The 14,701-nt window shown below is 53.4% G+C and carries 10 protein-coding genes and 1 pseudogene; 7 read left to right on the forward strand and 4 right to left on the reverse strand.

The window, feature by feature from the left end; translation table 11 throughout:
* Positions 1-15 precede the first annotated feature (15 nt).
* Complete coding sequence (locus tag RJD28_01265; protein WNV58227.1) at positions 16-1,158, forward strand: ABC transporter ATP-binding protein; 1,143 nt, start codon at positions 16-18, stop codon at positions 1,156-1,158.
* Positions 1,118-1,918, forward strand: a complete 801-nt coding sequence (locus tag RJD28_01270) for a sugar phosphate isomerase/epimerase (GenBank protein ID WNV58228.1) — start codon at positions 1,118-1,120, stop codon at positions 1,916-1,918. The genes RJD28_01265 and RJD28_01270 overlap by 41 nt, the downstream gene beginning before the upstream one ends.
* A gap of 160 nt (positions 1,919-2,078) precedes the next feature.
* On the opposite strand, the gene RJD28_01275 is transcribed toward RJD28_01270, so the two are convergent.
* Positions 2,079-3,224 carry an ABC transporter substrate-binding protein gene (locus tag RJD28_01275; protein ID WNV58229.1) on the reverse strand — a complete coding sequence of 382 codons (1,146 nt, stop codon included), beginning with the start codon at positions 3,222-3,224 and terminating at the stop codon, positions 2,079-2,081.
* Entirely contained in the window at positions 3,225-4,661 is a 1,437-nt protein-coding gene (locus tag RJD28_01280) for a hypothetical protein (GenBank protein WNV58230.1), read from the reverse strand.
* Positions 4,662-4,997: 336 nt separating this feature from the next.
* On the opposite strand from RJD28_01280, the gene RJD28_01285 reads away from it, so the two are divergent.
* Entirely contained in the window at positions 4,998-6,143 is a 1,146-nt protein-coding gene (locus tag RJD28_01285; protein ID WNV58231.1) for an ABC transporter substrate-binding protein, read from the forward strand.
* A gap of 89 nt (positions 6,144-6,232) precedes the next feature.
* Here RJD28_01285 and RJD28_01290 read toward each other — a convergent pair whose 3' ends face one another.
* The gene (locus RJD28_01290) at positions 6,233-7,354 is read right to left on the reverse strand and encodes a homoserine O-acetyltransferase (protein WNV58232.1); all 1,122 of its coding nucleotides are present in this window, start codon (positions 7,352-7,354) and stop codon (positions 6,233-6,235) included.
* Positions 7,355-7,389: 35 nt separating this feature from the next.
* Complete coding sequence (locus tag RJD28_01295; GenBank protein ID WNV58233.1) at positions 7,390-8,706, reverse strand: GntP family permease; 1,317 nt, start codon at positions 8,704-8,706, stop codon at positions 7,390-7,392.
* 170 nt (positions 8,707-8,876) lie between these two features.
* Here RJD28_01295 and RJD28_01300 point away from each other — a divergent pair, with 170 nt between their 5' ends.
* The 4 genes and pseudogenes from RJD28_01300 to dnaK all read left to right on the forward strand — a co-directional run bounded on the left by RJD28_01300 (position 8,877) and on the right by dnaK (position 14,662).
* A complete protein-coding gene (locus RJD28_01300; GenBank protein WNV58234.1) occupies positions 8,877-9,752 on the forward strand; it encodes a YitT family protein in 876 nt (291 codons plus the stop codon).
* Positions 9,753-10,012: 260 nt separating this feature from the next.
* On the forward strand, positions 10,013-11,374 hold the full coding sequence (gene trkA, locus RJD28_01305) for a Trk system potassium transporter TrkA (GenBank protein WNV58235.1): 1,362 nt from the start codon (positions 10,013-10,015) through the stop codon (positions 11,372-11,374).
* Positions 11,375-11,393: 19 nt separating this feature from the next.
* Positions 11,394-12,833, forward strand: coding sequence for a TrkH family potassium uptake protein (locus tag RJD28_01310; GenBank protein WNV58236.1), 1,440 nt, complete (start codon positions 11,394-11,396; stop codon positions 12,831-12,833).
* A 302-nt stretch (positions 12,834-13,135) separates the two neighbouring features.
* A pseudogene (dnaK, locus tag RJD28_01315) lies at positions 13,136-14,662 on the forward strand (molecular chaperone DnaK).
* The last annotated feature ends 39 nt before the right edge of the window (positions 14,663-14,701 follow it).

The raw sequence follows: 14,701 nt of genomic DNA on the forward strand, positions 1-14,701 counted from the left end.
GAAATGGAGGATTTTATGAAAAATATTGTATTTGACCATGTGGATAAGGCCTATGGGAAAAACGTGATCGTCAAAGATCTGAATCTGGAAATCAAAGAAGGGGAGCGGCTCATCCTGCTGGGACCTTCGGGCTGCGGCAAATCCACCACCCTGCGGATGATCGCCGGGCTGGAGGACATTACGGCGGGCACCATTTCCATGAACGGCGCGGTGATGAATGAGGTGCCCAGCGGCAAGCGCAGCGTGTCCATGGTGTTCCAGAACTACGCGCTGTTCCCGCACATGACGGTGGAAAATAACATCACCTACGGATTAAAGGTACATAAAATGGACCCGAAGGAGATCGATATCCGGCTGGAGGAAGTGCTGGAAATGCTGGATCTGAAGGGACTGGAAAAAAGAAAGCCCAAGGATCTGTCCGGCGGCCAGCGACAGCGGGTGGCCCTGGCCCGGGCGGTGGTGAAGCGTTCCGATTATTTCCTGCTGGACGAGCCCCTCTCTAACCTGGATGCCCAGCTGCGCCTGCGGGCCCGCAAGGAGCTGGTAAAAATCCATGAGCTCTATCACCAGACGTTTGTCTACGTGACTCACGACCAGATCGAGGCCATGACGGTGGGCCACCGGATCGCTCTGATGAACCAGGGAAAATTGCAGATGCTGGATACGCCATCCAATGTATACAACCGTCCGGCCAACGTATTTACGGCAAAATTCATCGGCTCCCCGTCCATGAATATCACCGAGAGTACCTATATGGACGGTCAGCTGAAAATCGATGGTCAGCGGATCGAGCTGCCGGATATGTGGAAGGAGCTGGCGGCCAGACAGTCATCCAACCGGCTCTATTTCGGCATCCGGCCCGAGCATGTGAAGCTGTCCACGGAGAGGCTGGACAACGCGCTGGCAGGTACCGTGAAGTATGTGGAGGATTATGGCAACCGGTTCGGCGCCTATGTGGATGTGGGCGGCGTGGAGTTTATCGCTGTGGGGGAGGAAAAGATGCCTCCTGCCGGAGCGAAGGTGTACTTCCGCCCGGATTTTGAACGGATCCATTTGTTTGATTATGAGAGCCAGGAATCCATTGGATATCCCAGCCGTCTGAATAAGGAGAAAATCGATGGAAATATTAATCAGTACGAATATGTATCAGGCATGTGATTTTGCAAAAGTATTGGAACTGACGGACGCTTTTTCCCAGGAGCGGGTGGGTGTGGAGGTATTCTCCATGTTCCACGATCCCGTATTTGCGGATGTATTGCGCGCTTCGGAAGAAAAACTGTCCACTCTGCCCATCAGCTTCCACGGGCCTTACGCCCAGACCGAGCATTCCCGTCCCAAGGGAACCCCGGCCTATGAGCGGAGCATGGGCTTCTACCGGGAGATGCTGCCCTTTGCGAAGCGGCTGCACAGCAGCTACGTGGTGTTCCACCACAACAACTGCAAGGTGCTGGATGTGGATCGGGAAGCCATGTTACAGACTGCCGATGAGAACCTGCGGGAGCTGACCGCCCTTTCCGAGGCGGAGGGCATCCCGGTGGCGGTGGAAAATGTGGGCATTAAGTCCATGGGCAATGTGCTCATGAACCAGGAGCAGTTCATTGTGGAATGCCGGAAGCTGCCCAACCCGGTGCTCATCGACATCGGCCACGCCCATGCCAACGGCTGGGATCTGCGGCACGTCATGGAAGCGCTGCAGGACAAGATCATTTCCTACCATGTGCACAACAACGATGGCGTCCATGACTGCCACCAGCGCATTTATAACGGCACGCTGGACTTCAATGCCTTCCTGTACGATGTGCGGGAGCTGACGCCGAAGGCAGACCTGGTGCTGGAGTATGCGCCGGATGTGGCGGCGGATCAGGCGGGGATACTGAAGGATGTGAAGACCCTCTGCCAGTTCCGGGAGACGGTGTAGGAGGAAGCTGATCTGTCCAAATTCCCCTGCGTTGATGGAATATGTATACAAATATAGAATATCCCGTGGAATTGACCGAATCTTTGAGGACGGTTTTCCCACGGGATATTTTTTGTATCAGGTACCTTGGCATTGTATGCCCTAGGCGAAGTGGCATCATTTACTTTGCCTTTTGTAATAATTCATCAATGCTCCGCAGCCCGTCAATCTGCGCCCATCCGGTGGGGGCGTATCGATCCAGCTCGGACAGGGTCATTTCCTGGGCGCCCAGGCGGACGCCGCCTGCAAAATCGATCCGCCCGGCAAAGGGCAGGTCAAAGGGGGCTTCCTCCATGGCCCGGGTAAAGTTCTCCCAGGTGGGTGTCTCCCCGTGGAGCCGTTTCAGCGCCTCACAGAACACATAGGCCGCCATCCAGCCGCAGTGGGCGTAGGCATGGAGCGCATAGTCCCCCAGCCACTCCGAGGCCTCCTCCAGATTGTGCAGGTGTTCGTTCTGATAATCCACCCAGCTGGGGGCGTACAGCCGGTATTGCCCCAGCACATCGTCAAAAATCTTAAAGGCTTCCGTGATGATCATATTGACATAGCTGGTGATGGCCGGGCGGGTGTTCTTCTGTCTTGCCAGTTCCAGTGCCGCCGGGGCAAAGGCCGCCCGGGAGCAGGCCAGCACAATGGCATCCGGGTTGTGGGACAGCACCTCTGCCACCACCTCCGGCAGCGCCTGTTCCAGCGCCTCCGGCGCAATGGAAACGCCCCGGGCCGTGCAGGGGAGAGAAAGCTTGCCGCACTGACGATGGATGCCGTCCATGATATCCCGGCCGGTGTCATCCTCCGAGTAAATCACACCGATGGAGGAGGCGTGCAGGTCGGAGACACACCGGGCCACCAGCCCGCGGCCCTCGGTCACATAAATCGTCTGAATGGGAAAACAGCGTCTGCCCTCTGCCGGGGTCTGTACCTGTTCCCCGTACAGATCGTGGATGGCGGTGAAAAAATACACCACTGGCATGCCGCTTTCTTTTACTCGATCCAGAGTGGCCGACACCACCTCAGAGCCGAAATGGCCAATATATGCAAAAACCTCTTCTGAGAGAAAGTGTTCTAACAGCTTCTGTCCCCTGACAGGATCATTGCCGTCATCCTGGTGAAGAAAGCGGATCTTTCTTCCGTCAATGCCGCCGGCAGCATTGACCATGTCAAAATAGGACCGGATCCCGGCGTTCATGGGATCGCCGCTGGCAATGTAGGGGCCGGACATCGGCGCGCTGTTAGCGACGATGATTTCTGTATCAGTGATGCCTTTCATTTATGCATCCTCCCTTGTCGTTATAGTTGATTCACTGGCTGCAAGTGCATCGATCAGTTCCCGGATCTGCTGAATGGATGCGTTTCTTGCGTAGGGCTGGAACTGCCGGTACTGGATCGTCTGGGAAAGATAATCCCAGAAGGCAGAGGCCATATTGGGCTCTGTCAGTTCGAACAGGATCGGCGGGTCGTCTTCCTTTAGGATCATGACGCCATTTTCTTCGTTACAATACAAAGAATAGCCATCTGCTTCGTCCGGCGCGATAAATACGTTGAAATTCTCATACAGGGTGAGCAGCCGTAAAATGTTCTGCAAATGGTCTGTGTAGGTCTGGGCGTTGTAGAAGATCTGCATGTCACGGTCCGTGGTGATGCTGCCGACCAGGGCTTTGCCGGAGAGGATGTCCTCTGGTTTTGCCAGGCGGATGATCTGGAATACCGGATCTGTTTTCAGTTTTTCTTCAAACCGGGCCGAGTACCGGGAAAAGCTTTCCAGAAAATCTTCGGTTACCTGCGCGGGAAGGGGATGGGAAATGCTTTCCAGTACCCGGGGCGGCAGGGTGATGAGAGACGGTGCATCAGAGCGGGAGATCAGGCTGCCGCCTCTGCCTTCAAAGGAAAACAGTTCCGGCAGTACCAGCCGGATGTTTTTTGCCGGATGGATCTTGATCAGTGGTTTGCACAAGGCCAGGTAGCTGTAGAATTCGTTGGTAAAGGAATCCACGGTCAGCTTGTCGGTAGACATGAAGTTGGCGGTGGTTTCCATGTTTTCACCGATGGAGGTGGCGAATACGGCCGCTTTGCCGGACACCACCGACAGGGTCCGCTTATAAACCCCGTCCCGGAGTCTCGGGTAGTAATAGGGTTCTACGGCACCGCTGGTGTAAAAAGGCAGCCACTGGTGGATCACGTCCAGCATTTCGTCAATATCCCGGCTTACTTTGTGGATGACCTTGATCTTATAGCCTTTCAGGATCAGCTGCCACAGAAGGGTAAACCATTCCTGGGAAAAAGAGGAATTGTCCAGCATCCATTTGGAGTTCTCGTCCGAAAACAGCAGAAGCGTCCCGGGTGCGGGTTGCTGCAGCGCCAGATTAAACAGCGCGATCGTCGCCTGCCGCCGTCCCTCCATGCCGTAAAACATCCGCAGATCCTGGCCGTCTTTCTTCGCTGCTTCCCGCTCGGCTGCCTGCCGCTTGGATGCGTTGGCCGAGGATGGTTGGGACAGATCGGACAGCAGTGTTTCCAGCCGGGAACCCGACGTCTCCTCCTTTGATTCCAGCCACTGGAAGAGGAGCAGAGACAGTTCATCCACATCCTGCATGGATGAGATTGCCGGCTGGTTCATGGCCGTTGCCAGCGCTGATCGGATATATTCTTCGGTACACCGTCTGGCAAAAAAAGAGGCGATGGATCGCAGATAGTCTGCATGCGGCACGCTGCGCTCTCCCCCTGCGCAGACGGCTGATGTAAGACGGATCCAGGGAAAGATGTTTTGCCAGCATATTGTTTGGCGTGTTTGTTAAATTAAGCAAAAAGTTCAGTTTCTCTGAAAATTTCATGTAACCCTTCTTCTTTCTTCCTTACAGTACGTTGTATAGCTGTTGCTTACAGTATATCAGACGAAAAGAGCAGATTCAACGTTTGTCACGGAGCGTGACAAGGGGAGGCATTGACAAAGAATAAAAAAACTTTACAATAAAATTATAGAAAAAAGATCGGGGCGGGCCAGTCAGCCATAAAATTTGGCTCCGGAATCATAAAAGGGGAATAAATGGAACAGGCACAGGGTGTTTTTGAGGATAAAATCATCGTCGCCAACAGTGCGGCAACCACCGGGATTTTTGCGACAACGGGAGATCCGCTGAACGCAGGTATCCGGGCATATTTTGATATGGTGAATGCAGAAGGCGGGATCGACGGCAGACAGCTGATTTTTCTGCATGAGGATGATGCCTATGAGCAGGGGCGGGCGCAGACGGCACTGCGGCATTTTCTCCGGGAACGGAAGGTGTTTGCTTATGTGGGACATTTTGGTGCTCCTGCTGTGCGGGCAACGCTGGAGGAGATTCACGCATCCGGGATGCCGGTGGTGTATTTTGCCACAGGTATCGGGGAATTATATAAGGAAAAGGCAGAGACGGCAATGGACGGCGCCTGTTGTTTCCCAATCCAGCCCATCTATATCACCGAAGGCCGGGTGATGGTGGCCCGGGCGGTGGGCAATTTTGGCGCCAGAAGCATCGGTGTCATTCAGACGATGGACGATACGGGGAAGGATCTTGGTGCAGGTGTGAAAATGGCCTGCGAGAAGCTGGATCTTCCCTGTGAGATTTTCCAGATCCGGGCAGACGCCTGGGATGCGGATCGGGCAGCGGAAGGGATCAAAGCCCGTCAGCCGGATTTTGTCATTGTGGCAGCGGCGCAGGCGGCAGCGCCGGAGATTATCCGTACGCTGGCGGCCCATCATGTGAGAATTCCGGTATTTACCACCTATCTGAATATGGTGCTGACACTGGCCCAGCAGATTTTGCCGGTGACAGAAGGAATGTTTCCGGTGTATGCCTCCGGCTGGCTCAACTATGAGGAAGAGCGGGGGAAAAACCTGGAAGCAGCCTCAGAATGGCTGGGGGATTATGCCATGAACACGTATGCGCACTGCGGCTGGATCGGCGCCCATTTCCTCTGTGAGGGACTGCGGCGGCTGAAAGGACATGCGGTGACCTGGGAGAGCTTCCGGGAAGCGATGGAGGAGCGACCCATCATGAATCCCTTTGGCGGCATGATCGATTATGCCAGAGGCCGGCGGCTGGGAACCCAGGAGATGAGTATGTGGAAGCTGGATGGAAAAGCACTGATCGGCTGGAAAGAGGTGGACGGCCTTCGTTCCATCGGTGAGATCTTGCGGGGAATCGCATAATAGGCTATACTGGAAGAAAAGAACCGTTGCAGACTGATGTGCGACCTGCAGCGGTTCTTTTTGTACAATAACTGTATAAGGAGTAAAAGTTAATTGTCCAGGAATTCGCGGACTTTCTCAGCAAAGAGGTCTGTCCGTAAAATACCGGCCATGTGACCGTAGTCACTGTCCAGAATGTAAGACTCGGCATTGCCTCCCAGCGTGTTGATGCGGTCTGTCACCCAGGTGATGAACTCCCACGGGTGCAGGGCATCCTGTCTGCACGGTACGGCCAGTACCTTTGCGCGGATGCGGGATAATGCTTTGTCCAGATCGCCGCCGTAGGGGCGGGATACGTCATAATTGATGCACATACGACAGGTGTAGATCCAGTGGTTCAGATCTGTGTACGGAACAGACTGCATGACAACCGCGTTTAACGCTTTTTCGAAGGTGGTCTGTCCGGTGACACTTTCCAGGTTTTCCTGATCCTTCATGGTCTCTCTCGGGTAAACCCGTTCAAAGAAACCGGCGTGGAAAGCGGCTACGTTCATCATCTGCATGGCCAGCGCCAGACTTTCTGTGGGCTGTTTTTCCTGGTCGTAGTAATTGCCGTTGTTCCAGAGCGGATCCAGCTGTGCCACACGGATGCCGTGCTGCAGCGGGCTGAAGGAGCCGTATACCGGATGTCTCGGTGTGCCGATGACCGGAATGATCTTGTCCATCATATCCGGGTAGGCAACCGCCCACTGCCAGGAACACATGGCACCGAAGGACGGACCCATGACTGCTTTTAAGTGGGTGATCCCGAGAGATTCCAGCAGAAGCTTCTGGGTGTTGACAACGTCAAGCACTTCGGGAACCGGGAAATCCAGTGCATACGGTTTTCCTGTGGAAGGATTGAGGGTCATGGGGCCGGTGGTGACAACGGTGGGATTCTTGGGCCCGCAGTTGCACAGGTTATCCGAACAGATGACGAAATATTTATCTGTATCAACTGCTTTGCCTGGGCCGATGAGGCCGTCCCAGAAGCCGCTTACAGCGTCGTCCTCCGCATATTTTCCGGCACAATGGCTGGAAGCGGAAAAGTAGTGAGCAACAAGAATGGCATTGCTCTTGTCTGCATTCAGCGTGCCGTATGTCTCATAGCCCATCTGGACCGGGAGTGTACGGCCGTTCTGAAAGGAAAAGGAATCAATATGAAATACTTTTTTTTCTGCGATCAAACTCATAGAACTGTTTTCCTCTTTTCCTGATGAAATAAATGTTAAACGATACCTGCCAGTGCCATGATGATACAAAGGATGGTCAGGAAGATCGGCATGATAACGGTCAGAGGGAATACATGCTTGTAGGATCCCTTCGGTGTTACGCCGCATACGGTACACATGGTAATGAAGGTTGCGCAGTGCGGCAGAGTGTCCAGACCACAGCAGGCGATAACCATCAGACGATGGAAGGCTGCCGGGTTAATGCCTAAGTTCAGGTAGCTCTCCAGCATGGAGTTTGCGAAGATCTGCAGACCGCCAAGTGCTGTTCCGGTGATACCTGCAACGACGTTGACGGCAACGGCTGCGGATACGTACGGGTTGAAGGTGTGGGAAAGTCCCATAGCAAAATCCAGGAAATACTGGAAGCCGGGCGCGTTCTGTACAACACCTGCGAATCCCATTACACCGCCGGTCAGCATCAGAGCTGTGATGGAAGACCAGAAACCGGTGCAGAAGGTGGAAAGAACTTTGCCTTTCAGGGCAGAATAGTTAAATACAATAACGAGAACCGCTGCGGCCAGCAGAGAGGTGTTGATGCAGTCGATGGTTCCCATCTTCTCTTTTAAGAAGAACATCATTAAAATAACGACAACCAGAGGCAGGATGGAAGACCAGAACGGCGGAAGAGATTTCTCACCGGTCTCCTCGGCAAGATCTGTGCCGGATACCACATAGCCGTTTCCTTTTGCCTGCTCCTTCTTTGCTGCGATGGTGACGTATACGCAGGCAATGACAAGACCAACGATGCAGGCGATGGTTCCCATGACAGGTGCTGCGTAAGCGTTTGTGCCAAGCGCAGTCTGTGTCAGGATCGCATTGGTACTGGTGGGGTTGCCCGGCAGGCAGAGGCAAAGGGTAACGGATGCGCAGAGGAAAATACCAGGCATCAGTTCCTTGGTAATGTTTGCCTTACGGAACATGGGAGCGGCGATGGGGTATACTGCAAATACGATAACGAAAGCAGAGATACCGCCCATTGCCATCAGCAGCGTAACAACGATGCAGGCTACCGGCGCCCATTTGGTACCGAACAGCTTGAACAGCTGGGTGGCAACCGATTCGGCAGCGCCGCTGATCTTCATCAGTTCGCCGTATGCTGCGGCCAGACCGAAGATCAGGAAATAACTTCCTGCGAAATTTTTCATGCCGGTTGCGTAGGAATCGGAAAACGTTCCCCAGAACGGCATACCATTTGTGATGATGACGATTGCCGCTGCGATCAGAGAGGAGACGAAAGCGTTGACGCCTTTGTAACTCAGAACGATCAGGGCAGCAATGCCAAGGAGCAGACCAACTACACCTAAAACACTCATAAATAAAACCTCCTAATGATTTGATAAACTGATTGTAAACGAAATAAAAAATAAATAAAATATGTCTAAAGGGTTTGTCAATGACAGGGGAATTGTCATAAAATATGACATGATATGACAGAAAAAATATAAAATATGAATAAAAATGAAAAGAAACAAAGGAGAGAGACATGACAGCAACAGTGAAAAACAGAGGAAAAGAACTTTTTCTCGATATTTTTTATGACATCGCGGGGTCTTTATTCATGGCCATCGGTATTTTCTGCTTTATGGAGACGGCGGATATTGCGCCGGGCGGCGTATCGGGTGTGTCGATTATGATCAAGTATCTGTTCGGCGTGCCGGTGGGCTTTATGAGCCTGTGCATCAACGTGCCGCTGCTGATCCTGGCATGGAGATACAAGGGACGGGCCTTCACGATCAAAACGCTGAAAACGCTTTTGTTCAATACCATCATTCTGGATCTGGTTGTGACACCCTATTTTCCCCAGTACACCGGTGACCGGATGCTGGGCTCTATTTTTGGCGGCCTGTTTATGGGCGCGGGGCTGGCGCTGATCTTTATGCGGGGCAGCACCACCGGCGGCACGGATATTTTATCGTATCTGCTGGAGCTGAAATTTCCCCATATCCCCATCGGGACCATGCTCATGTTCATTGATTTCGTGATCCTGTCGGCTTCGGTGATGGTGTTCGGCAACATTGAGACAGGCCTGTTCGGCATGGTGGCGCTGTTTTGCCAGACAAAGGTCATTGACGGCGTGATCTACGGTATGGACAAGGGAAAAGCAGTTATGATCATGTCTCCCAGAAATCAGGCGATTGCCAACCGCGTGCTGGAAGAGATTGACCGCGGCGCCACATTCCTGAACGGCAGAGGTGTGTATTCCGGGAAAGACATGGAAGTGCTCTATGTGGTTGTCCGGGTGCCGGAGTTCCACCGGTTGAAGGAGATCGTCCGAGAGGAAGATCCACGGGCATTCATGACGGTGGCTGACGCCAGCCAGATACTGGGAGAGGGATTCCGGGAGTTAAAGAAGGATTAATACAATCTTTACGCCAACCATTGCATTCCTGCGGTATAATGGTATATGATATAGTGATACCAGTGGACGAAGGTCTGAGCCTGCGCATGCTTGCATGCAGGCAGGTGAAAGAACTTAGGACGCGCCCCGGCATGAGCATAAAAGTGAAGCGATAGCTTCACAATATGCGAATGATGGGAGAATTGCGGGAGTGCGAAGCACGAAGCAATTCGTAGGGTGTCACGTAAGATTATTAAAGAAAATGAAAAAGGGAACAGGATATGAATGTAATTATTGTTGGATGCGGACGAGTGGGTTCGACCCTGGCCGAACAGCTGGGGCAGGAAGGCCACGACGTGACCGTAGTAGATGAGGATGGCGCCCGTGTGCAGAAGGTGCTTGCAGATAACGACATTATGGGCGTGATCGGCAACGGCGCCAGCCACAGTGTGCTGATGGATGCGGGCATTGAGCAGGCGGATCTTCTGATCGCCGTGACGGATTCGGATGAACTGAACCTGTTGTGCTGCCTGCTGGCGAAGAAGGCGGGAGACTGCCAGACCATCGCCCGGGTCAGGAATCCGGTGTACAGCCAGGAGGGTGAGTTTATCAAGAAGAGCCTGGGGCTTTCCATGATCATCAACCCGGAGCTGGCGGCGGCAGCAGAGATCGCAAGAGTGCTGCGTTTCCCGAGAGCCATGGAGATCAATACCTTTTCCAGGGGCCGGGTGGAGATGCTGAAGTTTCGGATCGAATCGGGATCAATCCTGGAGGACTGCTCTCTGCTGGAATTCCGGGAACGGATGCACTGTGAGGTGCTGGTGTGCGCGGTAGAGCGGGGTACGGAGGTATTTATCCCGGATGGCCGGTTTGTGCTGAAAGCGAAGGATCGGGTATCCATTGTGGCAACCCCGCAGAATGCGGCTGCTTTTTTCCGGAAGATCGGTCTGGACACGCACCACGCCAAGGACGTGATGCTGATCGGCGGCGGAAGGATTGCCTTTTATCTGACGAAAATGCTGCTGGAAACGGGTATTCAGGTGAAAATCATCGAGCAGAGGAAAGAGCGCTGTGAAGAGCTGAGTGTGCTGCTTCCCAAAGCGATGATCATCAACGGAGACGGAACAGATAAGGAGACGCTGGTGGAAGAGGGCCTGGAACGTGCAGGCGGTTTTGTGACACTCACCGGCCTGGATGAGGAGAATGTGATCCTGTCTCTGTTTGCCAAGACATGTTCCAAGGCGAAGTTGGTGACGAAGATCAAGCATATCAACTTCAATGAGGTGATCAATGAGCTGGATCTGGATACGGTGATCTATCCCCAAAATATTACGGCAGAATATATTTTACAGTATGTCCGGGCAAAACAGAATGCCCAGGGAAATAACGTGGAGACGCTTTATAAGATCATTGAGGATCGGGCGGAGGCGCTGGAGTTCCGTATCCAGGGCGAGGGCCCGGTGACCGGAATGTCCCTGGAACAGCTGTCGTTGAAACCGAATATTCTGATCGCCTGCATCAGCCGCGGCGGCCAGGCCATCATCCCCAAGGGCAGCGACTGTATGCTGCCGGGCGATTCGGTCATTGTGGTGACGACAAATCACGGATTGAAGGATATCAGTGATATTCTGAAGACTGTTTAGACTGGAGATTGGGAGAAAAATGAATTATGCAATCATAAGGTATCTTCTGGGCTGGGTGCTGATTTTCGAATCGTGTTTTCTGACGCTGCCCTGTATCACGGCAGTGATCTATCAGGAGCGGGAAGGCTTTGCGTTCCTGGCGGTGCTGGCGCTCTGCCTGGTGCTGGGCATGCTGCTCACTGCACGTCGGCCGAAGCGGGATACGTTTTACACCAAAGAAGGATTTGTGGTGGTGACCCTTGCCTGGGTGCTGCTCAGTGCCATGGGTGCTCTGCCATTTGTGTTTAACGGCGATATCCCCAGCTTTACCGACGCACTGTTTGAGACGATTTCCGGATTTACAACGACCGGCGCCAGCATTTTAAGTGATGTGGAGGGGTTGTCCCGGTGCAGCCTGTTCTGGCGGAGCTTTACCCACTGGATCGGCGGTATGGGCGTGATCGTGTTTATCCTGGCGGTGCTGCCCATGACCGGCGGAAGCACCATGAACCTCATGCGGGCGGAGAGCCCGGGCCCGTCTGTGGGAAAACTGGTGCCCAAGATCCGGCAGACAGCTATGCTTCTGTATAAGATTTATTTTTTCATGACGGTGGTCGAGATTATCATCCTCATTGCAGGCGGTATGCCGGTATTTGATGCGCTGACGACGTCGTTTGGTACAGCAGGCACCGGAGGTTTTGGTATCAAAAACAACAGCATGGCCGGTTACAGTGATTTCCTCATCAATACGGTGACGGTGTTCATGATCCTGTTCGGCGTGAACTTCAACGTGTATTACCTGATTTATGCAAAAAAATTCCGCAAGGCGGCAGCTTGCGAGGAGATGCACTGGTATTTCCTGATCATCGCGGCGGCCATCGGTGTGATCACCATCAATATCCGGGGTATGTTCGGAAGTCCGCTGCAGGCACTGAAGCATGCGGCGTTTCAGGTGGGCTCTATCATTACGACAACGGGTTATTCCACCACGGACTTTGATATGTGGCCTCAGCTGTCCAGGACGATCCTCGTGGTACTCATGTTCATCGGTGCCTGCGCAGGCAGTACCGGTGGCGGAATAAAGGTGTCCCGTATTCTTGTGCTGGTAAAAACGGTGAAAAAGGAGCTGGACTCCTTTGTGCACCCCAGGCTTGTAAAGAAAATCCATCTGGAAGGCCGCCCCATTGAGCATGAGACACTGCGTTCCATCAACGTGTTTACCATTTCCTATCTGGTGATCTTTGCGGCTTCCGTACTGGTCATTGCGCTGGATGAATTTGACCTGGTGACCAATTTTACAGCGGTGGCAGCCACATTTAACAATATTGGACCCGGTCTTTCCAAGGTGGGGCCGACAATGAATTTCGGCAGTTTTTCCGTGCTGAGTAAATATGTGCTCATGTTTGATATGCTGGCCGGCCGGCTGGAGCTGTTCCCTGTGCTGCTGTGCCTGTATCCGTCCACCTGGAAAAAGTTCTAGCAGAAATATTTTATGTGTATAGAAAAATTTCATAAATTTCTATAATATTTTACAATTTTTAATTTCACGATTCTTGTATTTCTGACAGGATTGTCTTATGCTATAGAAATATAGATTACAGTTCACGCATGTGTTCCTGCGGACTGATTTCATGCTCGCATGAAAATCTGGACGCGGGAATATATGCAGGGAACGCCGCGGTATGAGCAAAAGTGAGCTGCAAAGCAGCGGAGAGCATCAGGGATGCGGTTTTGCGAATGGCGTGTGTGAACTGTAGGGAGTATTAGGAGGCGTGACGGCGCATGGGCAAGATCATAGGAATTGACCTTGGTACAACGAATTCCTGCGTGGCTGTAATGGAAGGCGGACAGCCGACGGTGATTGCAAATGCAGAAGGGTTTCGGACGACTCCGTCAACGGTGGCATTTACAAAGGACGGTGAACGGCTCGTTGGAGATGCGGCCAGACGGCAGGCGATCACCAATGTGGACAGAACCATATCTTCCATCAAGCGACAGATGGGAACGGATTACAAGGTTTCCATTGACAAGAAGAAATATACGCCCCAGGAGATTTCTGCGATGATCCTGCAGAAGCTGAAAAGCGATGCAGAGAGCTATCTGGGAGAGCCGGTGACAGAAGCGGTGATCACGGTGCCTGCGTATTTTAACGATTCTCAGCGGCAGGCGACGAAGGATGCCGGACGGATTGCCGGTCTTACGGTGCAGCGGATCATCAATGAGCCGACGGCAGCCGCTCTGGCCTACGGACTGGAGCATGAGGCCGAGCAGAAGATCATGGTGTATGATCTGGGCGGCGGAACCTTTGATGTGTCGATCATTGAGATCGGCAACGGCGTAGTAGAAGTGTTATCCACTTCCGGGGATAATCACCTGGGCGGCGATGATTTTGACGAGCGGATCGCCAGTTATCTGATCCGCGAATTTAAAAATAAAGAGCATATCGACCTTTCCAAGGATCAGGTGGCGTGCCAGCGGATCCGGGAGGAGGCGGAGCGGGCGAAGAAGGAGCTGTCCTGTGCGTCCAGCGTGCAGATCAATCTGCCGTTTATCGCCATGAACGAAGAGGGCGGCAAGCATTTGTCCCTGACCCTGACCCGCATCGTGTTCAATGAACTGACCCATGATCTGGTGGAGCGGACGGTGATCCCGGTGCACAATGCGCTGCGGGATGCCAAGATCTCTGCATCGGATCTGAGCAAGGTGCTGCTGGTGGGCGGCGCCACAAGAATTCCTGCGGTGCAGGAGATGGTACACCGGCTGACCGGCAAAGAACCGGCGAAGCGGCTGAACCCGGATGAGTGCGTGGCGCTGGGCGCTGCGGTGCAGGGCGGCAAGCTGGCCGGTGAAGCGGGACTGAATGACATCCTTCTGCTGGATGTGACGCCACTGTCCCTCTCTATTGAGACGGTGGGCGGTGTTGCGACCCGACTGATTGAACGTAATTCCACGATCCCAACAAGATACAGTAAGATTTTTACCACGGCCATGAGTTTTCAGACGGCGGTGGAGATCAAGGTGCTGCAGGGAGAATGCCCCAAGGCCAGAGACAACAAGCTTATCGGCAAGTTCCGGCTGAAAGGCATCCGCAGAGCGCCCAGGGGTGTGCCGCAGATCGAGGTGTGTTTTGACATCGATGCCAACGGTATCCTGAAGGTATCGGCCAAGGATCTGGGCACCGGACAGGAGCAGCACATTGTCATCACCTCTACCACCAACATGTCGGAGAAGGACATCCGACAGGCGGAGCTGGAGGCAGCGGATTATGAGCAGAAGCAGAAGTTCCTGCGGCAGAAGAAGGCCGAGGACGGCGGACGCAGCGCCAAGGCCGTGTCGCGAGCGTAAGAG

It is taken from the genome of Oscillospiraceae bacterium NTUH-002-81 (assembly GCA_032620915.1).
GTDB lineage: Bacteria > Bacillota > Clostridia > Lachnospirales > Lachnospiraceae > JAGTTR01.